The organism is Pseudonocardia sp. HH130629-09, from assembly GCF_001294645.1.
Taxonomy (GTDB): domain Bacteria; phylum Actinomycetota; class Actinomycetes; order Mycobacteriales; family Pseudonocardiaceae; genus Pseudonocardia.
Window position 1 is genome coordinate 5,080,884 of the sequence record NZ_CP011868.1, and the last position, 23,121, is coordinate 5,104,004.

Sequence of the window (23,121 nt, forward strand, 5' to 3'; positions counted from 1 at the left end):
CGGAGGCAACCCCTCCGACGGTCCCCTTCGAGGAAGCCCCGAGGTTCACAGGAGATCGACAGGTCGGCACTCCACTGGTACACCCACCTGCTCCCCGCCTCCGACGCATGCTCCGTTGCATCCGGAAAATGGAAGTGGACCGTGCTGCGTATCGACCTCTTCCTGCTACTCCTGTCGACGGTGTTCCTTCCCGATGCGCTCAACGACGGCGGGGCACTGGCCTGGCTCGCCATAGGGGTGCTGGCGCTCCTCGTGGGAACAGCCGTCAGACATGACATACGGCGCCACGAGGGCACGGAATCCCCATGACATCTCTGCGACGCCGTGGCGTGCTCGTCGTCAGCGAGGGTCGAGCAGACAGAACTCGTTTCCCTCGGGGTCACGCATCACGATGTAGGGCGCATCCCCCGGCTGGCCGACATCGGCCCTTGTCGCACCTCGCGCCGTGAGCGCATCGACGGTTTCGTTCTGATCATCCGCGTACAGGTCGAGGTGCAGTCGATTCTTCCCCTGCTTGACCTCGGGCACCGAGATGAAGAAGAGCGACGCACACTGAGCCTTTCCCAGTAGTGGGGAGCGGCTGGCGGCGACACGCCGGGGGCGTGGAGGTGCTCAACGAGGGTGCGGGACCCCGGTAGAAGAGATCGGTCCGCTCAAAGATCGACTCACCACCGAGGTCCCGCGTGCCCGATCCTGTCACCTACACCGCCGTGCTCCCGATCGGGGAGCCCACCGCGTCCATGTTGTCGCGGCTGTTGGCCGAGGAACGCCTCCGGCGCGGGACCCGGCGCGGGCGTCGGGCGCTGGACTGTGACCGCCACGCGGTGCTGGTGCTGCGCTGGTTCCTCGACGCGACCCGGGTCGCCCAGCTCGCCGCCGACAACCAGCTGAGCCTGTCGAGTACCTACCGCTACCTGCACGAAGGTATCGACGTTCTGGCCGCCGCCGCGCCTGGACTGCCCGGCGCGCTGCTCGCGGCCCGCACCGCCGGGCACACCCACGTTCACCTCGACGGCACCGTGATCCACACTGACCGCTCCCGCACTCCCGGACCGACCCCGGGAGTGGATCTGTGGTGGTCGGGTAAGCACCACGTCCACGGCGGGAACGTTCAGGTCCTCACCGCGCCTGACGGGTGGCCGTTGTGGACCTCCCCGGTGCGCCCGGGCCGCGAGCACGACACCACCTGCGCCCGCGGTCACCCCGGCCTGCTCGACGCGATCGAGGGCTGGACCGACGACACCCACGTCGTGCTCGCCGACCTCGGCTACGAGGGTGAGAACACCCGCCTGACCTGCCCGTTCAAGACCCCCACCGGCGGTGGGCTGTCGGTGGACAAGCGCACCGTCAACACGCTGCACTCCGCCGTCAGGGCTGTGGCCGAACGCGGGAACTCCCTGCTCAAGACCACCTTCAAGGCGCTACGCCGGGTCAGCTTCTGCCCCTGGCGGATCGGCGCGATCACCGCCGCCGCGCTCGTCCTGCTCCACGTCGAGCACGACCGAACCACATGATCAACCAGCACCTACTGGGAAAGGCTCACTGGCGCTCGGGCTGGCGCACCTCCACTCCCGCAGGGCGCCAATCGACTACCTCCCAGGCGAGCGTCTCCGCCCACCATTGCGCGAGAGCGGCCGGATCGCGGGCGTCGATCGTCAGCGCCTCCCAGCGAATCGCCATGACCGGACCTTAGAGCGTGTTTGAGACGGGTCGGCGTGTCTGCGCTGGATGCGTCCGGGTGTGGTCCATCGTGGAGGAGTGGCTCGGCGTAGGCGGCGGTACCCCTCGGACACCAGCGATGAGCAGTGGGCGTTGATCGAGCCGCTGCTGCCAGCGGCGGGGGCGGGAGGCCGGCCGGAGAAGCACGCGCGCCGTGATGTGGTGGATGCGATCCTCTATGTCGTGCGCGCCGGGTGCGCGTGGCGTGCTCTACCAGTTGATTTCCCGCCGTGGCAGACGGTGTACTGGTACTTCAACCGGTGGGAGCAGCAGAGGGTCACCGAGCAGATCCTCCCGATCGTGCGCCGTCAGCTACGCGCTGATGAGGGCCGCGACCCCGAACCCAGCGCGGGGATCATCGACTCGCAGTCGGTGAGGAGCGCTGACACGGTCGGGCGGGACACCCGCGGCTACGACGCCGGGAAGAAGATCAACGGCCGGAAGCGGTTCATCGTGACCGACACCCTCGGCCTGCTGCTGACCACGATGGTGTGCTCGGCGTCGGTGCAGGACCGCGATGGCGCCAAGTCGACCCTGCTCGACCTCTACCTGCGCACGAGGGTGCGGTTCGTCTACGCCGACGCCGGGTTCGCCGGGCGCCTGCTGGACTGGGCGACCACGATCCTGCACACCAGCGTCGAGATCGTGCGCAAACCGCCTGAGCAGCGCGGATTCGCCGTCCTCCCGCGGCGGTGGGTGGTCGAGCGGACCCTGGCCTGGGTCACCGCGCACCGCCGCCTGGCCCGGGACTACGAACGCCACCCCGCAGTGTCCGAGGCCATGATCCGCTGGGCGGCGATCAACACCATCACCCGCCGCATCGCCCGTGGCGAACCCGCCCGACGCCAGCAGAAGTACGTAGTCACACCCTCAACATGATCTTCTCAAACACTCTCTCAGGGCACCTAGCTGTGATGTCCATGGACGTTGTTCCAGGTTGAGCTGATGACGGCCTGTCGCTGAGACAGGCGAGGACCCCCGGTTGTGAAGTGGAGCTGTCTAGGAACCGCTTCACCAACCGGAGGCCCTTGTGACCCACGCTAACGCTGCGCTGACTCCGCGTGCCCGGCTACGGCTGGCCCGTCTGATCGTCGACCAGGACTGGACCTGCTCCACCGCGGCCAGAATGTTCATGGTCGCCCCTCGCACCGCCCGAAAGTGGGCTGACCGCTACCGCGCCGAGGGCCCGCCCGGGATGGTCGACCGCAGCTCCCGACCACGGTCGATGCCGGCCAAGACCCCGCCGAGGCTGGTGAAGCAGATCGTGCGACTGCGGTGGCACCACCGACTCGGACCAGTACAGATCGGCGGCCGACTCGCTCTCGCCGCCTCGACCGTGCACGCGGTCCTGCGCCGCTGCCGGATCAACCGGCTCTCCCACATCGACCGGGTCACCGGCGAGCCCCTACGCCGCTACGAACACCCACACCCCGGCTCGTTGATCCACGTCGACGTCACCAAGTTCGGCAACATCCCCGACGGAGGCGGACACCGCTTCGTCGGACGCCGACAAGGCGCCCTGAACAAGCGGTCCACTCCCGGACTGCCCAGGGGAACCGACTACAAGCCGCGCACCGGCAGAGCGTTCGTCCACACCGTCATCGACGACCACTCCCGCGTCGCCTACGCCGAGATCCACAGCGACGAGAAAGCCGACACCGCCACCGGTGTGCTACGCCGGGCCGTGGACTGGTTGAACGCCCGCGGCGTGACCGTCGAACGGGTCCTGTCCGACAACGGCAGCTGCTACCGCTCACACGCCTGGCGTGACACCTGCAGCGAACTGGGCATCACCCACAAGCGAACCCGGCCCTACCGGCCTCAGACCAACGGCAAGATCGAACGTTTCCACCGCACCCTCGCCGACGGGTGGGCATACGCCCGCTTCCACCCCTGCGAAACGGCTCGGCGAGACGCGCTCCCCGGCTGGCTGCACTTCTACAATCACCACCGGCCCCACAGCGCAACCAACGGCCTACCGCCGATCAGTCGCCTGACCAACCTGCCTGGACATCACACCTAGCGCTCACCAGGCGCAGTTGCGCTGCGGAATGCACTCATTGCCCGTTACCGGACACCAGACACCGCTGTGATGAGTATGTGCCGACGTCGGCACGATTCCGCGACCTCAGGGCCTGACCGCGCAGATCACCTCAGCGGCATGCCGCGCGCACCAGCCGCAGCTGCCCGATCTCCGCGGCGTTCTTCGCGAGCTCAGTGTTCACCCAGGCCAGCGTGTGACCGACCGTCATCGCCGGATCCCCCTGCCACGGGAACGGGGCCTCCGCGGCGAGGTCGTCGTCGGACAGTCCGTCCAGGACGTGCGTCCACTCGTCACGCAGAGCGCGCATCCAGACGACGGTGGCGGCGGCGTCGCCCGGCCACACCACGTCGGCGCGGTCGGGCGGCGTGCGACCACGGAGCTGGTCCGTCGTCACCGACCACCACCAGCCGATGTGCCAGGTGAGCCATGCGATCGTCGGGACGGGGATCGGGTCGGGTTCGGAGTCCGCCCAGTCGGGCCGCCACGTCCCGTCGTCGGACGGGTGCACCGTCCAGCAGACGCGGGCCGGCCGCCAGAGGGTCTCGTCGTCGTCGAGCCGCTCGAGGTGGTACTCGAACAGGGCCCACGTCAGGTCGAACTGCCATCGCAGGAGCGGAACGCGGGACGCCGGCATCATCCGAGGCTCCCACGGCAGGGACCCGGCCGAAAGGACGATTCCCCGCGGGCAGAACCGGCCTCCGGACCGATCCGCCCGCGTCGCGCGGTCGCCATGCTGGACCGGTGCACCGACAAGACCTGAGCGCCCCAGCACCCCCGACCGCGACCGACCGGGTCGAGGCCCTCGACGCCCTCCGCGGGCTGGCCCTGTGCGGAATCCTTCCCGTCAACATGATCGCGATCGCCGGGCTGCCGGCCCTCCCGGGCCCCTGGCAGGGCGCGTTGCCCCAGTGGCTCGAGGTCACGGCGCACCAACGCTTCTTCCCGCTGTTCTCGTTCCTGTTCGGGCTCAGCACCGCCCTGCTCCTGGACGGAGCGGCCGGGCGGACCGCCCGTCCGTGGCTCGTGCTGCTGCGCCGGCTGCTCGCGCTCGGTGTGCTGGGCGCCGCACACCAGCTCCTGCAGCCCGGTGAGGCGCTGCTCCCGTACGCGATCGTCGGTCTCGTCGTGCTCCTCCCGGCCTCCTGGCTGCCGCGGCCGGTGATCGCGCTCGGCGGAGCCGTCGCGATAGGCGTGGCGCTCACGTTCACCAGCGGTGGTTTGCTACTCATCCCCGGCCTGTTCCTGCTCGGCCTCGCCGCCGCCCGCTACGGCCTGCACCGCCAGATCGCGGCACCGAACCGGGCCGCGTGGACGGCCGTGCTGGCCGGGACCGTCGTCGCGGCGGTGCCGTTGCTGAGCATCCAGGTCGACACGATCGAGAACAGCGGCTTCGACCAGGTGTCCTCGACCGCCGGGCTCGTCATGGCCGTCGGCTACGCGAGCGCCCTCGTCCTGCTGACGGCGTCCCCGGTCGGGCCGTGGGTCTCCTCGGTCCTCGCCCCGCTCGGGCGGCTCGCGCTGACGAACTACCTCTCGGCGACACTGCTGGTCCTGCTGCTGACCTCGGTCCCGGCGTTCTCCGGCCCGGGTGGGTACCGCGTCCTGCTGCCGTTCGCCGCGGCGATCCTGGTGGTCCAGGTGGTCGCGAGCCGCTGGTGGATGCGGAACTTCCGGTACGGGCCGGTGGAGTGGGTGCTGCGCAGCATCTCCTGGTGGACCCCGGTACGGATGACACCGCCCGACGGCAGCCACCCGGACGCGCGGACCTCCCTCCAGCCGGACGGCCGGGCGTCATGATCGGGTGAGCCACGGCTCGGGTGGAGCGCCGTCGCGACGAGGAGGACCGGTGACCGGCGAGAAGCACGTGCGGGGAACGGACCGCCCGTCCGACGGGATGCGGCTGGAGGTGGCCCGGTGACGGTCGCCGGTGCCCTGTTCGCCCTGGCCGCGCTGTCGGCGACGTTGTGCGTGGTCGGGGTGCTCGTCGAGCGACGACGGTTCCGCAACGCGCTGCTCGGCGGGACGGCGACGGTCCTGCTCCTGATGGCGGTGTTCGCCCAGCTCCTCCGGCTCGACATCGGCGTCATCGAGCCCGTGAGGTGGTGGTCGCGGCGCTGCTGATCGTGGGTGTGCTCGTACTGACGGGCTTCCTGCTCGTCAACGGCGTCGTGATGATGCGGAGGGAGGGGCGACGGCCGGCGAACCTGCTGTCCCTGCTCGCGGGGCTCGCCTGCCTCGCGGTCGTCGTCCTCGTCCCGATCATGGTGCGCGTGGAGAACCGGTTCCTGACGGCGCTGACCTTCGCGGCGCTGCTGCTGGCAGCCTACCTGGGGTTCCTGCTGTGCAGCCTGCTGGCCTACGCCTTCGTCTACGGACGGCTGGACCGCGGGGCCGCCCTGTGGGACCAGGAGCGGGAGCGGGGCGGGAACCCGATGCTGGTGACCTCCGGTGGCCGCGGTCCCGACGAGCCGGTCGCCGAGGCCGTCGCGATGGCCGACTACCTGGTCGCCCACGGCGTGCCGTCGGAGAAGATCCTGCGCGAGGACCGGTCGAGGACGACGCAGGAGAACCTCGAGTTCAGCCGGGCGCTCATGACCGAACGGCTGCCCGACCATCGCTGCGTCGTCCTCACCAACGACTTCCATGCGTTCCGGGCCGCGCTCACCGCCCGCCGGGGCGGGGTGAACGGCCAGGTCGTCGGCTCGCCCACCGCCCGCTACTACCGGCCCAGCGCCACAGCAGCCCGACGGCGAGCAGACGCACCCGTCGAGCGTAGGTCCCGGTCCGACCGGTCACCATCGCTCGCCCCGGGCGCGGCGCTCCGCCATCCTGGTACCGGACCGCCCCCGGCGGCTCCCCGGACGAGACGCGCCGTACCCGGAACGCCAAGACGACGCATCCCCTCCGGAAGGAGTTCGTCATGGCATGGATCTACCTCGTGGTCTCCGGTGTGCTGGAGACGGTGTGGGCCGCGGCGCTGTCGCAGAGCCGCGGGTTCAGCAGGCTCGGCCCGTCGCTGCTGTTCGCGGGCGCGCTGGCGCTGAGCATGGGCGGCCTGGCCCTGGCCCTGCGCGACCTGCCGGTCGGCACGGCGTACGCCGTCTGGGTCGGGATCGGTGCGGTCGGCACGGCGCTCTACGGCATGGCCGCCCTCGGCGAGCCGGCGACGACGGCGCGGCTGCTGTGCCTGCTGGCGATCGTCGCCGGCGTCGTGGGGCTCAAGGTCCTGCACTGAGCGATCCTGGGCCGAGCGGACCGGCGGGGCCACGGAACAACGGCGGGACCGGCCCCTCGTGGGAGGGTGCCGGCCCCGCCGCCGGGGAGCCCCTTACTCGAAGGGCCCGTCCGTCACCAGCCCACCGGCGGGCCCCTCGACGAAGCGGGGGTCGGCCTGCGGGAACTCGGTGTCGGTGCCGTTGACGCCGTCCGGGCGGTCGTCCGGGGAGAACGTGTCCGAGGCGTCGAGGAAGCTCGCACCGAAGGTGTCGACGGTGGCGCCCACTGCGTCGAGGCCCTGGGTCGGGCTCTGGCTGCTCGGGTAGCCGTGCTCGCGGTCGTCGTCCGCCGCGGCGATGCCGGCCAGCGGGAACGCCACGGCGCCGAGGGCGCCGAGGGCGATCAGGGAGCGGCGCATCCGGTTCTTCATCGAATCCGTCCTTCGTCTGGGAAGCAGACCGTTAACTCTAACGGCCTAGTGGAGTGAGGCGTGCGGGGCGCGCCGCACGACCTCACATGGCGCCGGCGCCGGCCTTGATCGCCTCGCGGATGCGGTTGTAGGTGCCGCACCGGCAGATGTTGCGGATCTCGTCGAGGGCCGAGTCGTCGATCGTGCGGCCCTCCTCGGCGCACTGCTTCACCAGCGCCACCGCGGCCATGATCTGGCCCGGCTGGCAGTAGCCGCACTGCGCGACGTCGTACTCGATCCAGGCGTCCTGCATGGGGTGCAGCGTGTCGCCGTCGGCGAGACCCTCGATCGTCGTGACCTCGTCGGAGTCGGAGAGGTCACCGACCGGGGTGGCGCACGGGTTGAACGCCTTGCCGTTGATGTGGCTGGTGCACGCCTTGCAGACGTTGATCCCGCAGCCGTACTTCGGGCCGGTCACCCCGAGCAGGTCCCGCAGGACCCACAGCAGGCGCACATCGTCCTCGACGTCGACGGTCACGATCTCGCCGTTGAGCTTGAAAGTCTGGATGGGCATGGGAGACCTCCTGGTCAGCGGGCGAGCGCGAGCCCGTCGGTGGGCGACGGCGGGACCGGCGGGATCGTCGGGTACGGATCGAAGGGCAGCGGCTCGTTGTGCAGGATCGGGAACTCGGTCGGGACCTTCCCGGTCGCGCGGACGTAGGCGCACGCGATCGCACCGCAGGTCGCGGCGACGCCGAACTCACCGGCACCGCCGGGCTCGGGCGCCTCGGAGTTCTCGATCAGGATGATCTTCATCTCGGGCGGGGTGTTCCACTGCCGGGTGTAGAAGTAGTTGTCCCAGCTGGCCTCGATGAAGTGGCCGTCCTCGAGGTGCATCCCGGAGGTCAGCGTCATCGCGATGCCGTCGTTGATGCCGCCCATCATCTGTGCCTCGTAGCCGCGCGGGTTGATGATCAGGCCGCCGTCGACCACGTAGGTCACCTTGGTGACGCGCGGGCCGGTGCGGGCCTGGCGGATCTTGCGGTTGACGGTCTCGGGCCGGCAGTCGAGCTCGACGACCGCGCAGGCGACACCCTTGTACTCGACGTGCATCGCGATGCCCTGGGCGGTGCCCTCAGGCATCGACTTGCCCCAGTCCGCCTCCTCGGCGGCGCGGTCCACGACGTCCTTCCAGCGCGTCAGCTTGGTGTAGGCCGACCGGAACTCGTACGGATCCTTGCCCATCCTGTTCGCGATCTGGTCGACCATCAGCTCACGCGCGGTGGACGTGTCGGGCGAGTAGATGTTGCGCATCGACGAGGTGTTGAACCGCATGTCGACCTCGTTGAGCAGCGAGGTCGCGACTCCGACGTTGTACGGGTTGGTCTGGGTCAGCACGTACAGGGCCTGCGAGACCGTGTAGTTGCCGCCCGGGGCCTTCTGGGCCGCGGCGGTGATCGCCTCGCCGAGACCGGGGTTGCCCTCGGTGGCGACGCTGGTGTGCCGGATCTCGAAGCTCGAGACGGCGTCGCCGCTGACCTGGGCGCGCACCCGGCAGGTGGACATCGGGTGCATCCGGCCCTGGCGGGAGTCGTCGGCACGGGTCCACATGAGCTTGACCGGCTTGCCCATCAGCTGCGAGACCTCGGCGGCCTCCTCCGCGGCGTCGAAGAAGAGCTTCCGGCCGAAGGAGCCGCCGCCCTCGATGACGTGGAAGGTGACCGCGCTCTGCGGGATGCCGAGCTTCTTCGCGATCTCGGCCTGCGCCGCGATCGGGTTCTTCGCCGGGCCCCAGATCTCCGCGGTGTCGCCGCGGACGTCGGCGATCGCCGAGTTGGTCTCGAGCGAGGAGTTGCTCCGGAAGTAGAAGACGAAGTCGCCCTCGAGCGTCTCGCCCGGGACCTGCGGCACGGCCAGCGGGAGCTCTCCCGCCCGCACCTTCTCCAGCACCGAGCGGTCGTTCTCGCCCTCGACCGTCCCGCCGTCCCAGGTCACGTCCAGCGCGTTGACCCCGTCCACGGCCTGGCCGAAGGTCTTCGCACGCACCGCGACACCGGTCGACATCTCCACGACGTCGGTGACGCCGGGCATGGTGCGGACCTCGTCGATGTTGTTCGCCCCGCGCGGGGCCGAGTTCAGGTTCGGGCCGCGGCAGATGACGGTCGGCAGCGCGTCCGGGATCTGCAGGTCCGTGGCGAACCTCTTCGTCCCGGTCACCATCGCCCGCGCGTCGGACTTGGTGCGCGGGGTCCCGATGACGGTGAACTCCTCGCGGTCCTTCAGCACGACGTCGACGGCCTCGTTGACCGCGCTCGACGCCATCTCGGTGAGCTCGCCGAAGGGCAGCTCCTCACCGTTGTTGCCGGTGATGAGGCCCTGCCGGCTCCGCAGCACGTTGACGTCCTGTCGCAGCTCGTTCGCCGCGGCGTCGAGCAGCCTCTTCTGCGCGAGTGCGGCCGCCACCCGGATCGGGGTGTAGGTCGAGAACGTCGTGCTGGAACCGGCGGTCAGCTGGTTGAACACCAGCTCCGGACGGGCGTCGGCGAGCGTCACGACGACCTGGTCGGGGTCGAGGTTCATCTCCTCGGCGATGATCATCTGCGTCGAGGTGATGATGCCCTGGCCGTTGTCGGCCCGGGGCATCGCGAACGAGACGGTGCCGTCGCGGTTCACCTCGATGCGGATGAGGTTCGCCGTCGGCCGCATCGAGTCGCGCAGTGCGTCGAGCAGGTCGTAGAGCTCGGCGGGCAGGGGCGGCGACGGGATCGCCGCCGCGTTCGCCTGCGGGACGCCGGGGAACCACGCCTGACGCCCGATCTCGGCCGCGACGACCAGCGTGGGGGCGGCGACCAGGTAGCCGAGGAACCGCCGCCGGCTGACGTGCTTGCGGTCGCCGGACGCCGGGCGCTCGATGGCGGTGGCGCTGTGAGCGGGCATCGTTGTCCTCTCCGAATGTGCTGCGGTGCACGCCCGGTACGACGTCCGGTGCGGGGAGCGGAGGACGGTCACGGGGCATTCGGGCTCTCAACGACGCGTCTGATTCGACGGTTACGCGTCGGCACGCGCGCTGGATGTCGTGCTAACTCCGCGGGCCGGACTGTTGGACATCCGTTGTTTCGCAGGTCAACGAGTTGGCGTTCAGGGTCCCCTTACCCGCAGATGCGGATGACTCGCCGCCACAAAGACCGCAGGCTGCGGCTACTCCGGCGACGGGGATGCCACTCGTCCGAGTGATTCAGTCGACGGCGGCCGAACCGAATGCCGCTGTCACCCGAAGTGATCGCGCCGGCCGTCCGACTCCGTGTGCCTCGATGTCGTCGACCGCCTCGTCGTCCCAGACCCTCGATCGTGGTGATCTCGTCCGAGATGCGAGCATCGCTGCCAACGTCAGTGGGTGGGCCGAGCGGCGCGCAGAAGCCGGACGAAGGTCCAGGGCAGCACGACCAGCGCACCCAGGACACCGACGATCCCGACGACGATGATCGCCCAGTGCCCGGCGCCCGGCTCCGAGGGCACCACGAGGCCTACTGCCAGCACCAGCGCCGGCACGGCGACGATCCCCGGCCACACCAGGGTGCCGAGCCACTTCTCCCCGACCGTCCAGGAGCGACCGGTCCACAGCATCACGACGCCGGCGAGCCAGCCGACGACGGGCAGTACGAAACCGCCCAGCATCAGCATCAGGACGGTGAGAACGGGGTAGGCGTCCGGGTCTCCGGGGCGGGTGGGTTCCGGGGTGGTGGTCATCGTGGTCATCTCCAGCTCCTGGTGTGGGGGTGTGTACCCACTGTCGCGGCGGAGAGGGGTCGGCCACATCGGAGCCGGGAATGATCCGCGGCCTCGGACCACGGTCGGAGGTGGGCGGGGATCACTCCGCCCGCGCGAGCACGGCCGCGCCGGGCCCCACGAGCTCCCCCGGCCGGACCGGCCTCCCCGAGACCGCGAGGAGCAGGGCCAGCACCGTCCCGGTCACCTCCGTGCCGGACCCGATCACGAGGTCGGCGTCGGTCGCCCGCAGGCAGAGGCCGGAGACGGTCTCGCGAGCGCCCCCGAACGACACCGACGTGCGGGCCTGCACCTGCGCCGCACCGGCGCCACTCCCACGGAGACCCTGCGGCGGTTCGCTAACCTAAGGCCATCGGTAACATTAACATAATACGATGTGCTGACAAGAGAACCCTCGGAATTGACCGATACCGCATCGCCAAAGTGCTCGTCAAATGTGTCGTCATCGAATACAGCGACAGTCAGAATTGTCGCCGTCAGCGTCAGCGTATCGAGCCCTATCCCCAGACAGTATGGCGTGACTCGCCTATCCCGGCGAGCCTCCTCTAGGCCCCTGTATAGGGCCCAGTCCTCGTACACTAGCGGCTCGCCGGAACTACCGTCCCGCTCCGGATCACCGTGTGGGCAGACACCGGATACGTCTTCACCACGCCCACCGGACAGCCGTTGAACCCTCGGACCGACTACACGAACTGGAAGGTGCTGCTCGACAGGGCGGGTGTCGCGGAGAGGCGGCTGCACGATGCTCGCCACACGGCGGCGACCTTCCTGCTGCTGCTCGGCGTCACCGAGCGGACGGTGATGTCCGTGATGGGCTGGTCGAGCACCGCGATGGCCGTGCGGTATCAACATGTCGTGGCCGCCGTCCGCCGCGATGTCGCTGTTCAGGTGGGCGGCTTGCTCTGGCGGCCCCCTGCGTCGCCGACGCCGGAACGCGAACCTGGTCCGTGACCGGACACCTCAAGCGCTGGGCATGCGGTAGTGCCATATGACCATCACAGGTTCCCCTTCAGCCGCCGCCGAGGCAGCTTCCGGAATCATCGGGCCGAGCGACCACGGCCAGGTGTCCCACGGTCCCGGGGCCGACGCCGGCTCCTGAGGCGTAGGGAGTGCCGATACGCGCGGCTCGATACAGCCGACCACCTCGAACCCGTGCTTCAACGCCGGTTGGAGGTGGTCGGCTGCGTGGTGCCGGTAGTTGCGGATTCGGGCCGGTCGCCCGTCCACTCGGACGGCCGGCTGCGAGCCGCGCAGGACAGCCTCAGCGTGTACGTCGGACACGACCAAGTGCCCGCCGGGCCGAACGACCCGGGCGAATTCGGCGTAGACCGGTGCCAAGTCCGTCAGGTGAGCGAGCGCGAGCGCACATACGACGACATCGAACGTTCCATCATCGGCCGGAAGCTCGTGGAGGTCACCGACGTGGAAATCCGCGGCGGGCGCATTGATCTGCGCACGGTCCAACATCTCCGGCGATGTGTCGACTCCGACTACCCGGTGCCCTCGTGCTGCGAGCCGAGCAGCGTGCCGTCCCGTCCCGCAGGCGGCGTCCAGTGCGTCGCCGGGGGGCAGTTCGTCGAGGATCCCCCAGACATGAGGCTCCTCGAGGGCAAACGCCGCATTGTCCGGGGTGTCGTAGGACGGCCCATGCGCGATACCCGGCGTCCAGCTTCGGATGCTCTACCTCGACCGGCGGGCCGAACCGCTCCCGCTCGTCCAACAGGCGTCGAACCTCGGCCAGGCGAGCTTCGACGAAGTCGGGGTCATGCCCCTCACCGAAAGCCCACAGCAGCGCCAGGCCCTCGATACCCACCAAGTAAGCAAGAGGATGTTCGTAAGGCACGACCGCGGAGGCTATACGCGCGCGCCGGTGGTCCGCGACGCGGTTTCGACTGTGGCCCCGGGACGACGTCGAGGCCCGCCCGTGAGGGCAACTGCAACCGGAACTGCAACCAACGACAGAGGGCCGGACCCCCGACTCGGGGATCCGGCCCTCTGACCAGCGGTAGCGGTGGGATTTGAACCCACGGAGGCGTGAACCTCACGCGCTTTCGAGGCGCGCTCCTTCGGCCGCTCGGACACGCTACCGCCGACGAGGTTACTCCAGGCTCAGTCACGGTCGGCGGACGGGGTCCGGCCGAAGAACTCGCGCAGCAGAGCGGCTGCCTCACCTGCGCGGACCCCGCCGACGACCTCGGGCCGGTGTGCGAGCCGACGGTCGCGCAGCACGTCCCACAGCGAGCCGGCGGCGCCGGTCTTCGGCTCCCACGCCCCGAACACGACGCGCTCGACCCGGGCCAGCCCGATCGCGCCGGCGCACATCGTGCACGGCTCGACGGTCACGGCGAGGGTCGTCCCGGTCAGCCGCCACTCCCCCACCACGGCAGCGGCGGCACGCAGGGCGAGCACCTCGGCGTGCGCGGTCGGGTCACCGGTGGCCTCGCGGGCGTTGCAGGCCGCGGCGAGCTCGGTGCCGTCGGCGGCGAGCACGACCGCGCCGATCGGGATGTCTCCGGTCGCCGCGGCGCCGCGCGCGACGTCGAGGGCGCGGCCCAGCGCGAGCCGGTCGGCCGGGCGGAACACTCAGGAGCCGACGAGCTCGTCCAGCGCAGCCGCGAACCCGCACCGGCGGGCGATGGTGTCCAGCTGCTCGTCGGGGTAGAGCTCGAGGTCGGAGACGAGGATCTCCAGCTCGTCGGCGGGCAGACCGAGGTCGGCCACGATGCCCAGGTCACCCTCGGGCCAGGCGTCGTCGAGGGCGTCGTCGTCCGGGGGGAGCTCGACGCGGAGCAGGTCGAGCACGTCGGCGGCGATGTCGTAGTCCAGCGCGGCGACGGCGTCGGAGATCAGCAGCCGCACCCCGCCCGCGGACGGGCGGATCAGGACGAAGAACTCGTCGTCGACGTCGAGCAGGCCGAGCACCGCGCCGGTGGAACGCTGCGCGCGCAGCGCGGCGATCGCCGCGTCGAGATCCACGAGCGCCTCGGAGCCCAGCCGGACACAGCGCCAACGACCCTCCTCCCGGATCGCGGCGACCGCGAATCCGGGCAGGGCGGCGCCACGGGTGTCCGGGGCTGCCTCAACGCTCTGTGTGGGCACGCGTCAACGGTACGTCGCTCCGGGCTTGTGAGTCACGCCACGACCAGGTACGCGTGGTCACACCGGGCCCGCGGGCGCCGGACGGGCTCCGGTCAGCGACGATCGGTCCATGCCCATCACGCCCGCCTCGGTCGCGGGGCTCCCCGGCGGCCTGCTCGAGGCCGCCCGCGTCCTGCAGCCGCGGACGGTGGCGCTACGGCGCGAGCTGCACCGCGCCCCGGAGCTCGGACTGCACCTTCCCCGTACCCGGGACGCGGTGCTGCGCGCCCTCGACGGGCTGCCGCTGCGGATCCGCACCGGCGGCTCGTGCACGTCGGTGACCGCGGTCCTCGACGGCGACCGTCCCGGACCGACGGTGCTCCTGCGGGGCGACATGGACGCGCTGCCGCTGCCCGAGGACACCGGGCTGGACTTCGCCTCGGGCACCGACGGCGTCATGCACGCCTGCGGGCACGACACCCACACCGCGATGCTCGCCTCGGCCGCGCGGCTGCTCGCGGACCGGCGGGACCGCATCGCCGGCCGGGTGGTGTTCATGTTCCAGCCGGGCGAGGAGGGGTTCCACGGTGCCCAGCACATGATCGACGAGGGAGTGCTCGACGAGGACCCCGAGCTGGCCTACGCCCTGCACATCTCCTCGACCGTGCCGACGGGGCAGCTCCACCACCGGCCGGGCCCGATCATGGCGGCCGCGGACGTGCTCCGGGTCCGGGTGACCGGCCGCGGCGGGCACGCCTCGGCCCCGCAGGACGCCTGCGACCCGGTCCCCGCCGCCGCGGCGATGGTCGGGGGCCTGCAGACCCTACTGACCCGCCGGGTCGGGCCGCAGGAGTCAGCGGTGCTCACCGTGTCCCGGATCGAGGCGGGCACCACCGACAACGTGATCCCGGAGACCGCGCTGCTGACCGGGACGCTGCGGACGTTGTCGGAGCCGGTGCGCGCGCTGCTGCACCAGGTGGTCACCGAGCACTGCCGGCACACCGCGCTGGCCTACGGCTGCACGGCCGAGGTGGAGATCGTCCCGGGCTACCCGGTCACCCGCAACGACGACCGGGCGACCGCCGGGCTGGTGCGCGTCGCGGAGAAGGTGCTCGGCCGCGGCGCCTGCGTCGCCATGCCGGATCCGCTGATGGGCGCGGAGGACTTCTCCTACGCGCTGGACCGGGTGCCGGGCTCGCTGGCCTTCCTGGGGGCACGGCCCCGTCGGTCGACCCCGCCCTCGCCCCGCCGAACCATTCGAACCGGGTGGTGTTCGACGAGGCGGCGTTCCCGGCCGGGGTCGCCGTGTACGCCGGTCTCGCCCTGGCCGCGACGGGCTGAAACACGCGACGGCGCCGCGCTCCCGGAAGGAGCGCGGCGCCGTGGGTGCGGTCGCTCAGGCGGTCTCGTCGGCCGAGCCGGCGGAGACGCGGCCGTAGCCCTTCCAGTTGCGCTGGGCGTAGGCGGCCAGCGCGGAGGTGACCGCCAGGCCCACCCCCGTGCTCGCGATGATCGACAGGAAAACGGCGCTCGACACAGCCATGACGGCTCCTCCTCACACGGGCACGCGCCGGGTCCGGTGACCGGGTCCGGATGACCCGGGCGGAGTCGCGACGCTTGCGAGTCCCACGGGCGCCATCTGCGCCCGCCGACCACGGTCCCACGTCGAAAAAGCGCTGTCCCGCCTGCGGAAGCACCGAATCGGATGACTCCGCTCACAGCCACGACGACGCCCCATCCGGCAATGGGAGCGGAGCCTCGTTAACGTCGTGGAGAATTGTTCAAGCAATCGGACAGAACGCCACGGATCGACAGTTCTACGACGAAAGCGTCACCGTGGCGTGCCCAGTCGCCAGGGGGAACGAGTGGACGACACAGCAGACGGGGCGGTCGACGGCGTCACCGTCACCGACCCCGCGACCATGCGCCGCGCGGTCGCGGCGGCCGCGGTCGGCAATATCACCGAATGGTTCGACTTCGGTGTCTACGGTTACCTCGCCACGACCATCGAGGCCGAGTTCTTCCCGCCCGGGCCGCTGTCCCAGGTGGCGGTGTTCGCGACCTTCGCGGTCGCCTTCTTCTTCCGCCCGCTCGGCGGACTGTTCTTCGGCCCGCTGGGCGACCGCATCGGCCGGACCAAGGTCCTCTCGATCACGGTCATCCTGATGGCGCTGGGCACGTTCCTGATCGGGCTCATCCCGTCCTACGCCTCGATCGGGCTGGCCGCGCCGATCCTGCTCGTCGCCGCCCGTGTCCTGCAGGGCTTCTCCACCGGCGGTGAGTACGCCGGTGCCATGACCTTCATCGCCGAGTACGCGCCCGACCGTCGTCGCGGGTACTTCGGCAGCTTCCTCGAGCTCGGCACGTTCGTCGGCTACGCCCTCGGCGCCACCATCGCCTCGGTGCTGCCGCTGCTGCTCAGCCCGGAGAACATGTCCAGCTGGGGCTGGCGGATCCCGTTCTTCGTCGCGCTGCCGCTGGGCATCGTCGGGGTGTACCTGCGGGTCAGGCTGGAGGAGACCCCGGCGTTCCAGACCATGCTCTCGGAGTCCGAGGAGCACGAGGGCACCCAGGTGAAGGACGGCCTCAAGATGATCTTCACGAGGTACCTGCCGACCTTCGTCATGGTCGGCGGCGTCGTCGTCGCCTGGAACGTCACGAACTACATGCTCACCAGCTACATGCCGACCTACCTCGAGACCACGGTCGACCAGCACGGCGGTACCTCGATCGACTCCACGACGTCGTCGTGGCTGCAGATCGTCGTGCTGTGGCTGGCGGTGTTCGTGATCCCGCTGCTCGGGCGGCTCTCCGACCGGATCGGGCGCAAACCGATCATGTGGACCGGAGCCGGCGGGCTGATCGTGCTCGGCATCCCGATGATCCTGCTGATGCAGAACGGCTCGATCCCCTCGGTGTTCCTCGGGCTGCTGCTCATGGGCCTGCTGCTGATCTGCTTCTCCGCCACCAGCCCCTCGACCCTGCCGGCGCTGTTCCCGACCCAGATCCGCTACGGCGGTCTGTCGATCGCGTTCAACATCTTCGTGTCCGCGTTCGCCGGGACCGTGTCGCTGGTGATGTCCGCGGCCGTCCTCGCCACCGGGGACCTGCTGTGGCCGGGCTACTACCTGATGGCAGCCGGGGTGATCGGGGTCGTCACGCTGCTGTTCCTGCCCGAGACGGCGCGGCGCCCGCTGCGCGACGGGCAGCCGTCGGCGTCGTCGCCGGAGGAGGCCCGCGAGATCGCCAGGGAGCTGGCCGCGCGCTGATCACCGGTTGCTGACCACCGGTTGTCGGAGGCGGGGAGCGACGGCAGGCTGAACGCGTGCTGCCGCTCCCCGACCTGTTGTGGGCCCTCGACTCCGGGGAGCTCTCGCCCTCCGAGCACGTCGACGACGTACTGTCCCGGCTGCAGTCCGACACCACCGGCTGCGTCATCGCCCTCGACGCCGACCGGGCCCGGGAGCGCGCCGCCGAGCTGACCGCGCTGTCCGCCGCGGGACGACGGCTGGGGCCGCTGCACGGCGTCGCCGTCGGGATCAAGGACCTCGTCGACGTCGCCGGGCTGCCGACCCGGTGCGGCTCGCGGCTGCTGGCCGACGCCGGGCCCGCGGCCGCCGACGCGCCGGTGGTGACGATGCTGCGGGCCGCCGGAGCCGTGGTCGTCGCGAAGCTCCACACCCACGAGTTCGCCTACGGTCCCACCGGCGACGTCGCGGCCACCGGCCCGGCCCGCAACCCGCACGACCCGTCCCGGATCACCGGCGGCTCGTCCTCCGGGTCCGCCGCGGCCGTCGCCGCCGGGCACCTCGCGCTGACCGTCGGGACCGACACCGGGGCGAGCGTGCGGACCCCGGCCGCGCTGTGCGGCGTCGCCGGGCTGAAGCCGCGGCGTGGGGCCATCCCGGGCGAGCGGGTGTTCCCGCTCGCCGAGTCGTTCGACACGGTCGGGCTGCTGGCCGCCGACGCCGCCTCGCTCGCCGTCGCCCGCACCGCGCTCGGGGAGCCCGGCGCGTCGGCCGCGGCGGTGCTGCCCCGGATCGGCGTCGCCGACGACGACTGGTGGCGCCCGCACGACCCGGTGATCGCCGACGCCGTCCGCGCCGCCGCCGACGCGCTCACCGCGCTCGGCGCACCCGTCGCCACCCAGGACACCCCCGGCGTCGCCGAGCTCGCCGCCACCTACCCCGTGATCACCGGCGCGGAGGCCTACGCCACGCACCGGCACTGGTTTACCGAGCGCCGCGACGAGTACCAGCCCGCGACCGCCGCCCGGCTCGCCCCGCACGCCGAGGTGCCCACGCACGTCTACGTCGACGCCCGGCGCGAGCGCCGCCGGCTCGGGCGCGCCCTGCTCGACCGGCTCGGGGCCTCCTGCGACGTGCTGCTCTGCCCCACCACCCGGCTGCGGGCCGCCCCGATCGGCGCGACCGAGCACGACGGGGTGCCGGTGCTGCCGTCGATGCTGCAGCTGACCTCGCCGTTCAACCTGCTCGACCGGCCCGTCGTCGCGCTGCCGGTGCCGGTACCGGGGCTGCCGGCCGGGGTGCAGCTGGTGGGGATCACCGTCGGCGAGGACGTGCTGCTGGGGCTGGCGCGGGCGCTGGAGGGGGCCCTGCGGTGATCCTGCCGGTGGCCGTGGCCCGCGGAGTGGCCGAGGGCGACGTCGATCGCGTCTACCGCCGGTGGGCGCGCTCCCGGATCGTCGCCGGCTCGACACTGCGGACCGCGGCCGGGGTCGTCGAGGTCGTCGCCGTGGAGGAGGTGGACCCGGCCGCCATCACCGACGACGACGCCCGCGCCGCCGGTGAGCCGTCGGCCGACCGGGTGCGCCGCGCGTTCCGCGGCGCGCCGTCCGACCCGGTGTTCCGCATCCGGCTGCGCTTCGCCGGGACCGACCCGCGGGAGTCGCTGCGGGACGCGACCGGGGACCTCGACGAGGTCGTCGCGACTTTGGACCGGATGGACCGCCGGTCGCGGCGGGGGCCCTGGACCCGGCCCACGCTGCGGCTGGTCGCCGAGCTGCCCGGGGTCCGGGCCGCCGAGCTCGCGGAGCGGGCCGGACGGGACACCCTCGCCTTCAAGCGCGACATCCGGGCGCTCAAGGAGCTGGGCCTGACCGAGAGCCTGGAGACCGGCTACCGGCTGTCCCCGCGCGGGGCCGCGCTGCTCGCCCGTTCATGATCGCCGACTGTGGAGCGTGGAGCGCAGGTCGCTCGCCCCGACACTCCCCACACGGTGATCACCGGGCCGGGAGGTGCGACGGGTGGAGTCCGCGCGGGACCCGGAACGGGTGGTCTCTACCCTCATGACGCATGCGAGCGGTGTGCGTACTGGGGACCGGACTGATCGGTGGGTCGCTGCTGCGGGCCGCGGCCCGCGCCGGGCGTGAGGTCTGGGGCACCGCCGCGTCCGAGCCGACCGCGGCCGCCGCCGTCGCCGACGGGTTCGACGTCACCACCGACACCGACGCCGCGCTGGCCCGGGCCGCCGAGGCCGACGCGCTGGTCGTCGTGTGCGTCCCGCTGACCGCGCTGGAGACGGTGCTGCGGCGGGTCGACGCGGTCGCCCCCACCTGCCGGCTCACCGACGCGGTCAGCGTGAAGGTGCCCGTCGCGGACGCGGTCGCCCAGTTCGCGCCGCGCACCCGGTTCGTGGGCGGGCACCCGATGGCCGGCACGGCCGAGTCCGGCTGGTCCGCCGGGTCCGCGGAGCTGTTCACCGACGCCGCCTGGGTGGTCGCCGCCGACGACGGTCTCGACGTCGACGTGTGGCGCGACGTCGCCGGGCTGGCCTGGGACTGCGGGTCCCGGGTGGTGCCCGCGGCCGTCGACGAGCACGATGTCGCCGTCGCGCGGATCTCGCACCTGCCGCACCTGTTCGCCGCGGTGCTCGCCTCCGTCGGTGCCTGGGAGCAGGGTGACGATCTCGCCCTCGCCCTGTCCGCGAGCTCGTTCGCCGACGGCACCCGGGTCGCCGGGACCCGCCCCGAGCTGGTGCTGGCGATGTGCGAGGGCAACCGGGGCGCGCTGCTCGCCGCCGTCGACGACGCACTGGGCCGGCTCGGCGCGATGCGCGGGGCGCTGGCCTCCACCGGCGGGCTGGCCGCGACCGTCCGCGCCGGGCACGAGGCGCGGACGCGGTGGGCCTCCACCCGCGAGCCGCTGGAGGTGCCGGTCGACCTCGACGCCCCCGACGTGTTCGCCGAGCTGCGCGAGCTCGGCCGCCGCGGCGACGTCGTCGAGCCGGTGAAGCGCTAGAGGCTCACCCGGGACGCGACGCCCGGGTAGTCCAGGACGAACCCGTCGTCGTCGACGGTCAGGTCGGCGACGAACGACCCGCCGGCGAAGCGGACGACACCGGGTGTGCCGGGCGACCCGGCCGTCACGGTGCGGTAGGTCTGCTCGGTGTTCTCGACCGTCAGCGTCGGGAGGTCGACGAACACCATCGGCAGCACGTGCTCGGCGGGCTCGCGGTGCAGGGCGAGGCGCCGGAGCGGCAGCGCGTTGAACACCGGGCTGAAGGCGAGGTCGACGTCGCGGGCGCCGCCGAAGTGGCCGCGGCTGCCGCCGGAGCCGTCGTCGACCAGCCAGACGCCGTCGGTGCTGCGCGAGAGCGTGAGCTGCTGCTCCCCCTCGGCGGTGGCGACGTCGACGGCGAGCCGCGACAGCGTCCCGTCACCCGCGACGACGAGCCGGTAGGACGCGGTGAGCACCCCGCCCTCCCCGCCACGGATGATCCGGCCGACGGCACGGAAGCCGCCGGCAGTGGTCGTGATGCGCGCCGACTCCGTGCCCGCGGCGCCGTCGGTCTCGGGGTCGGATCGCCAGGTCAGCATGACCGCCACGCAGGTCACCTCCGGATCATCGATGTCGCCGCACACCGAACCACACCGCCGCCCGGACCATACGAACGGGTGATGATCGGATGCCCCTCAGCCCGGCTCCCGGCGCACGTCGACGGCCTCGACGTCGTCGCGGATCCCGCGGAACACCGGCTGCCGCAGCCGGCCCGCCGCCGTCCACCCGAGGTGGGCGACCTCGACGACGACCGTCGGGGAGCACCAGCGTGCGTCCGCGGCGTCGGCCCGGGGCGGGAGCCGCGCGAACGGCGACTCCGGCACCTCGGTCAGCCGGGCGGCGAGCAGGTCCTGCACCGCCGCCCCGGCCAGCCCGGACCCGACCCGGCCGGCGAACTCCAGACCGTCCGGGCCGGGGACACCGAGCAGCAGCGCCCCGACCCGACCGCCACCGCCGCCGCGCTCGGGCTTCCACCCGCCCACCACACAGGACTGCGACTGCCGGTGGGCGATCTTCACCCAGTGCGGGCTGCGCCGGCCCGGCCGGTACCGCGAGTCCTCCCGCTTGGCGACGACACCCTCCAGCCCGCGCGACGCCGTCACCTCCAGCAGGGCGGCCCCGTCCGGGTAGAGCGGGGACGCCTCGACGTGCGGGGTAGCGGCGAGGTCGAGCCGCTCCAGGGTGGCCCGGCGCTCGGACAGCGGGCGGTCGAGCAGCGGCACCCCGTACAGGCGCAGCACGTCGAACACCATGAAGGTGACCGGACGCCCGCCCGCGGGACCGTGGATCCGGTGGGCCAGCGCGGCGAAGCTGGGGACACCGCCGTCGAGCAGTACCACCTCGCCGTCGAGGAGCACGTCGGGGGCGAGGTCCACCAGACCGGCGAGCTCGGGGAAGTTCGCGGTGACATCGCGGCCGGAACGGGTACGCAGACGCAGTGCCGGCTCGCCACCGCCATCGGTGACCTCGGCCAGCACGCGCATGCCGTCCCACTTGACCTCGAACGACCAACCGGCGCCGGTCGGGAGGGGTCCGGGGGTGGCGAGCATGGGCTGCACACCGTCATGCTGTCACCATCGACGGCACGCGAGGGGGGACCGCATGCGCGCGATCTGGAGCGGGGCCGTGTCCTTCGGGCTGGTCAGCGTCCCGATCAAGGTCTATTCGGCGACGACCAACCACGACGTCCGGTTCCACCAGGTCCACGGCGAGGACGGTGGCCGCATCCGCTACAAGCGGACCTGCGAGGTGTGCGGCGAGGAGGTCACCTACGCCGACATCGTGAAGGGCTTCGAGACCCCCGACGGCGAGCTGATCACCCTCGACGACGCCGACCTCGCGTCGCTGCCCGTGAAGACGGGGCACGAGATCGACGTGATCGAGTTCGTGCCGAACGACCAGATCGACCCGATGCTGTTCGACAAGAGCTACTACCTCGAACCGGAGACCAAGGCCGCCAAGCCCTACGCGCTGCTGCGCGAGGCACTCGAGGAGACCGACCGCACCGCCGTGGTGAAGGTGGCGCTGCGCCAGCGCGAGACCCTCGCCCTCCTGCGGGTGCGCGGCAAGGCGATCGTGCTCCAGACCCTCATCTGGCAGGACGAGATCCGCGAGCCGGACTTCGACATCCTGGACAACGACGTCGATCTCAAGCCGCAGGAACTGAAGATGGCCTCGTCGCTGGTCGAGAGCATGGGCGCGGACTTCGACCCGTCGGAGTTCCACGACGAGTACCGCGACGCGATGGCCGACCTGATCGAGGCGAAGAAGTCCGACGGCGAGGCCCGCCCGGCGCCCGCCGCGGAGGCCGCCGACGACGGCGGGGACTCGATGAGCGACCTGCTGTCCGCGCTGCAGGCCAGTGTGGACGCGGCACGGTCGACGAAGTCGGACTCCGGTTCCGGATCGACGGAGAAGAAGACCCAGGCCCGCCGGTCCTCCTCCCGGTCGAAGACCGCGGACAAGGACACGGACGCGGACACGAGCGGCGATGCCACCGGCACCGACGACGCGACGCCCGCGAAGTCGACCACCACGCGTCGGCGGTCGACGAAGAAGACCGCCTGACC

Annotated in this window: 27 protein-coding genes, 1 tRNA gene, 2 pseudogenes and 1 riboswitch; of the genes and pseudogenes, 15 read left to right on the forward strand and 15 right to left on the reverse strand. The window is 71.5% G+C overall.

All coding sequences use genetic code 11. The features are described from left to right. Positions 1 to 141: 141 nt before the first annotated feature. On the forward strand, positions 142 to 309 hold the full coding sequence (locus tag XF36_RS32710; RefSeq protein WP_168169569.1) for a hypothetical protein: 168 nt from the start codon (positions 142 to 144) through the stop codon (positions 307 to 309). Positions 310 to 339: 30 nt separating this feature from the next. Here XF36_RS32710 and XF36_RS31835 read toward each other — a convergent pair whose 3' ends face one another. After that, positions 340 to 528: a VOC family protein gene (locus XF36_RS31835; RefSeq protein ID WP_145981477.1), complete on the reverse strand. Its 189-nt coding sequence runs from the start codon at positions 526 to 528 to the stop codon at positions 340 to 342. 212 nt (positions 529 to 740) lie between these two features. Here XF36_RS31835 and XF36_RS23565 point away from each other — a divergent pair, with 212 nt between their 5' ends. Continuing rightward, positions 741 to 1,514 carry an HARBI1 family protein gene (locus tag XF36_RS23565; RefSeq protein ID WP_060714360.1) on the forward strand — a complete coding sequence of 258 codons (774 nt, stop codon included), beginning with the start codon at positions 741 to 743 and terminating at the stop codon, positions 1,512 to 1,514. Between the two features lie 25 nt (positions 1,515 to 1,539). Here XF36_RS23565 and XF36_RS32715 read toward each other — a convergent pair whose 3' ends face one another. Next, positions 1,540 to 1,680, reverse strand: a complete 141-nt coding sequence (locus XF36_RS32715; protein ID WP_168169570.1) for a VOC family protein — start codon at positions 1,678 to 1,680, stop codon at positions 1,540 to 1,542. A gap of 48 nt (positions 1,681 to 1,728) precedes the next feature. Here XF36_RS32715 and XF36_RS23570 point away from each other — a divergent pair, with 48 nt between their 5' ends. Then, positions 1,729 to 2,598 (forward strand): IS5 family transposase, encoded by an 870-nt coding sequence (locus XF36_RS23570; protein ID WP_060713651.1) that lies wholly within the window; start codon positions 1,729 to 1,731, stop codon positions 2,596 to 2,598. 151 nt (positions 2,599 to 2,749) lie between these two features. Beyond that, positions 2,750 to 3,742: an IS481 family transposase gene (locus XF36_RS23575; protein ID WP_082375268.1), complete on the forward strand. Its 993-nt coding sequence runs from the start codon at positions 2,750 to 2,752 to the stop codon at positions 3,740 to 3,742. Between the two features lie 130 nt (positions 3,743 to 3,872). On the opposite strand, the gene XF36_RS23580 is transcribed toward XF36_RS23575, so the two are convergent. After that, positions 3,873 to 4,397, reverse strand: coding sequence for a DinB family protein (locus XF36_RS23580; protein WP_060714932.1), 525 nt, complete (start codon positions 4,395 to 4,397; stop codon positions 3,873 to 3,875). Positions 4,398 to 4,504: 107 nt separating this feature from the next. Between XF36_RS23580 and XF36_RS23585 the strand changes: the two genes are divergently transcribed. From XF36_RS23585 to XF36_RS23595, 4 genes and pseudogenes are all read left to right on the forward strand, one after another. Beyond that, positions 4,505 to 5,560, forward strand: a complete 1,056-nt coding sequence (locus tag XF36_RS23585) for a DUF418 domain-containing protein (protein ID WP_202968438.1) — start codon at positions 4,505 to 4,507, stop codon at positions 5,558 to 5,560. Between the two features lie 117 nt (positions 5,561 to 5,677). Further along, positions 5,678 to 5,884 (forward strand): hypothetical protein, encoded by a 207-nt coding sequence (locus XF36_RS23590; RefSeq protein ID WP_060713652.1) that lies wholly within the window; start codon positions 5,678 to 5,680, stop codon positions 5,882 to 5,884. A gap of 140 nt (positions 5,885 to 6,024) precedes the next feature. Beyond that, positions 6,025 to 6,453: pseudogene (locus tag XF36_RS35835) on the forward strand (YdcF family protein); the annotation flags it as partial. A 144-nt stretch (positions 6,454 to 6,597) separates the two neighbouring features. Then, a riboswitch (guanidine-III (ykkC-III) riboswitch) is annotated at positions 6,598 to 6,663 on the forward strand. 20 nt (positions 6,664 to 6,683) lie between these two features. Beyond that, complete coding sequence (locus XF36_RS23595) at positions 6,684 to 6,998, forward strand: DMT family transporter (RefSeq protein WP_060713653.1); 315 nt, start codon at positions 6,684 to 6,686, stop codon at positions 6,996 to 6,998. Positions 6,999 to 7,091: 93 nt separating this feature from the next. Here the strand turns inward: XF36_RS23595 and XF36_RS23600 are convergent, their stop codons facing one another. From XF36_RS23600 to XF36_RS23620, 5 genes are all read right to left on the reverse strand, one after another. Then, positions 7,092 to 7,409 carry a hypothetical protein gene (locus tag XF36_RS23600; RefSeq protein ID WP_060713654.1) on the reverse strand — a complete coding sequence of 106 codons (318 nt, stop codon included), beginning with the start codon at positions 7,407 to 7,409 and terminating at the stop codon, positions 7,092 to 7,094. Positions 7,410 to 7,491: 82 nt separating this feature from the next. Then, on the reverse strand, positions 7,492 to 7,962 hold the full coding sequence (locus tag XF36_RS23605; RefSeq protein ID WP_060713655.1) for a (2Fe-2S)-binding protein: 471 nt from the start codon (positions 7,960 to 7,962) through the stop codon (positions 7,492 to 7,494). Between the two features lie 14 nt (positions 7,963 to 7,976). Further along, complete coding sequence (locus XF36_RS23610) at positions 7,977 to 10,325, reverse strand: molybdopterin cofactor-binding domain-containing protein (protein ID WP_060713656.1); 2,349 nt, start codon at positions 10,323 to 10,325, stop codon at positions 7,977 to 7,979. A gap of 450 nt (positions 10,326 to 10,775) precedes the next feature. Further along, positions 10,776 to 11,144, reverse strand: coding sequence for a hypothetical protein (locus XF36_RS23615; RefSeq protein ID WP_060713657.1), 369 nt, complete (start codon positions 11,142 to 11,144; stop codon positions 10,776 to 10,778). Positions 11,145 to 11,256: 112 nt separating this feature from the next. Next, positions 11,257 to 11,466: a hypothetical protein gene (locus XF36_RS23620; protein ID WP_060713658.1), complete on the reverse strand. Its 210-nt coding sequence runs from the start codon at positions 11,464 to 11,466 to the stop codon at positions 11,257 to 11,259. A gap of 326 nt (positions 11,467 to 11,792) precedes the next feature. Between XF36_RS23620 and XF36_RS23625 the strand changes: the two genes are divergently transcribed. Continuing rightward, positions 11,793 to 12,125: a tyrosine-type recombinase/integrase gene (locus XF36_RS23625; protein ID WP_060713659.1), complete on the forward strand. Its 333-nt coding sequence runs from the start codon at positions 11,793 to 11,795 to the stop codon at positions 12,123 to 12,125. A gap of 9 nt (positions 12,126 to 12,134) precedes the next feature. Here the strand turns inward: XF36_RS23625 and XF36_RS23630 are convergent, their stop codons facing one another. The 4 genes from XF36_RS23630 to XF36_RS23645 form a co-directional block, all read right to left on the reverse strand. Beyond that, on the reverse strand, positions 12,135 to 12,851 hold the full coding sequence (locus XF36_RS23630) for a class I SAM-dependent methyltransferase (RefSeq protein ID WP_349675575.1): 717 nt from the start codon (positions 12,849 to 12,851) through the stop codon (positions 12,135 to 12,137). 326 nt (positions 12,852 to 13,177) lie between these two features. Further along, positions 13,178 to 13,262: transfer RNA gene (locus tag XF36_RS23635), tRNA-Ser, on the reverse strand. Positions 13,263 to 13,283: 21 nt separating this feature from the next. Further along, complete coding sequence (locus XF36_RS23640; RefSeq protein ID WP_060713660.1) at positions 13,284 to 13,757, reverse strand: nucleoside deaminase; 474 nt, start codon at positions 13,755 to 13,757, stop codon at positions 13,284 to 13,286. After that, entirely contained in the window at positions 13,758 to 14,273 is a 516-nt protein-coding gene (locus XF36_RS23645; RefSeq protein WP_020627335.1) for a tRNA adenosine deaminase-associated protein, read from the reverse strand. Between the two features lie 109 nt (positions 14,274 to 14,382). Between XF36_RS23645 and XF36_RS23650 the strand changes: the two are divergent. Beyond that, positions 14,383 to 15,593, forward strand: a pseudogene (locus XF36_RS23650) (M20 metallopeptidase family protein). A gap of 55 nt (positions 15,594 to 15,648) precedes the next feature. On the opposite strand, the gene XF36_RS32720 reads toward XF36_RS23650, so the two are convergent. Further along, positions 15,649 to 15,795: a hypothetical protein gene (locus XF36_RS32720; protein ID WP_020626980.1), complete on the reverse strand. Its 147-nt coding sequence runs from the start codon at positions 15,793 to 15,795 to the stop codon at positions 15,649 to 15,651. 322 nt (positions 15,796 to 16,117) lie between these two features. On the opposite strand from XF36_RS32720, the gene XF36_RS23655 reads away from it, so the two are divergent. From XF36_RS23655 to XF36_RS23670, 4 genes are all read left to right on the forward strand, one after another. Then, positions 16,118 to 17,521 (forward strand): MFS transporter, encoded by a 1,404-nt coding sequence (locus XF36_RS23655; protein ID WP_060713661.1) that lies wholly within the window; start codon positions 16,118 to 16,120, stop codon positions 17,519 to 17,521. A gap of 56 nt (positions 17,522 to 17,577) precedes the next feature. Next, entirely contained in the window at positions 17,578 to 18,876 is a 1,299-nt protein-coding gene (locus XF36_RS23660; RefSeq protein WP_082375612.1) for an amidase, read from the forward strand. Then, positions 18,873 to 19,436, forward strand: a complete 564-nt coding sequence (locus XF36_RS23665; RefSeq protein ID WP_060713662.1) for a hypothetical protein — start codon at positions 18,873 to 18,875, stop codon at positions 19,434 to 19,436. Before XF36_RS23660 ends, XF36_RS23665 begins: the two co-directional genes overlap by 4 nt. 131 nt (positions 19,437 to 19,567) lie before the next feature. After that, complete coding sequence (locus XF36_RS23670; protein WP_060713663.1) at positions 19,568 to 20,512, forward strand: prephenate dehydrogenase; 945 nt, start codon at positions 19,568 to 19,570, stop codon at positions 20,510 to 20,512. Here XF36_RS23670 and XF36_RS23675 read toward each other — a convergent pair. Together XF36_RS23675 and ligD are read right to left on the reverse strand one after the other, a co-directional pair. Beyond that, positions 20,509 to 21,090, reverse strand: a complete 582-nt coding sequence (locus XF36_RS23675) for a putative glycolipid-binding domain-containing protein (protein WP_064485675.1) — start codon at positions 21,088 to 21,090, stop codon at positions 20,509 to 20,511. The genes XF36_RS23670 and XF36_RS23675 overlap by 4 nt on opposite strands. Before the next feature lie 96 nt (positions 21,091 to 21,186). Further along, on the reverse strand, positions 21,187 to 22,101 hold the full coding sequence (ligD, locus tag XF36_RS23680) for a non-homologous end-joining DNA ligase (RefSeq protein ID WP_060713664.1): 915 nt from the start codon (positions 22,099 to 22,101) through the stop codon (positions 21,187 to 21,189). A 52-nt stretch (positions 22,102 to 22,153) separates the two neighbouring features. On the opposite strand from ligD, the gene XF36_RS23685 reads away from it, so the two are divergent. Beyond that, positions 22,154 to 23,119 carry a Ku protein gene (locus XF36_RS23685; RefSeq protein ID WP_060713665.1) on the forward strand — a complete coding sequence of 322 codons (966 nt, stop codon included), beginning with the start codon at positions 22,154 to 22,156 and terminating at the stop codon, positions 23,117 to 23,119. Positions 23,120 to 23,121 lie beyond the last annotated feature (2 nt).

What these genes read in the sequence shown, in the direction of transcription:
- XF36_RS23565 (WP_060714360.1), top strand. Translation starts at nt 741, where the DNA reads ATGTTGTCGCGGCTGTTGGCCGAGGAACGCCTCCGGCGCGGGACCCGG.
- XF36_RS32715 (WP_168169570.1), bottom strand. Translation starts at nt 1,680, where the DNA reads ATGGCGATTCGCTGGGAGGCGCTGACGATCGACGCCCGCGATCCGGCC.
- XF36_RS23570 (WP_060713651.1), top strand. Translation starts at nt 1,729, where the DNA reads ATGCGTCCGGGTGTGGTCCATCGTGGAGGAGTGGCTCGGCGTAGGCGG.
- XF36_RS23580 (WP_060714932.1), bottom strand. Translation starts at nt 4,397, where the DNA reads ATGCCGGCGTCCCGCGTTCCGCTCCTGCGATGGCAGTTCGACCTGACG.
- XF36_RS23595 (WP_060713653.1), top strand. Translation starts at nt 6,684, where the DNA reads ATGGCATGGATCTACCTCGTGGTCTCCGGTGTGCTGGAGACGGTGTGG.
- XF36_RS23600 (WP_060713654.1), bottom strand. Translation starts at nt 7,409, where the DNA reads ATGAAGAACCGGATGCGCCGCTCCCTGATCGCCCTCGGCGCCCTCGGC.
- XF36_RS23605 (WP_060713655.1), bottom strand. Translation starts at nt 7,962, where the DNA reads ATGCCCATCCAGACTTTCAAGCTCAACGGCGAGATCGTGACCGTCGAC.
- XF36_RS23610 (WP_060713656.1), bottom strand. Translation starts at nt 10,325, where the DNA reads ATGCCCGCTCACAGCGCCACCGCCATCGAGCGCCCGGCGTCCGGCGAC.
- XF36_RS23615 (WP_060713657.1), bottom strand. Translation starts at nt 11,144, where the DNA reads ATGACCACGATGACCACCACCCCGGAACCCACCCGCCCCGGAGACCCG.
- XF36_RS32720 (WP_020626980.1), bottom strand. Translation starts at nt 15,795, where the DNA reads ATGGCTGTGTCGAGCGCCGTTTTCCTGTCGATCATCGCGAGCACGGGG.
- XF36_RS23670 (WP_060713663.1), top strand. Translation starts at nt 19,568, where the DNA reads ATGCGAGCGGTGTGCGTACTGGGGACCGGACTGATCGGTGGGTCGCTG.
- XF36_RS23675 (WP_064485675.1), bottom strand. Translation starts at nt 21,090, where the DNA reads ATGCTGACCTGGCGATCCGACCCCGAGACCGACGGCGCCGCGGGCACG.
- ligD (WP_060713664.1), bottom strand. Translation starts at nt 22,101, where the DNA reads ATGCTCGCCACCCCCGGACCCCTCCCGACCGGCGCCGGTTGGTCGTTC.
- XF36_RS23685 (WP_060713665.1), top strand. Translation starts at nt 22,154, where the DNA reads ATGCGCGCGATCTGGAGCGGGGCCGTGTCCTTCGGGCTGGTCAGCGTC.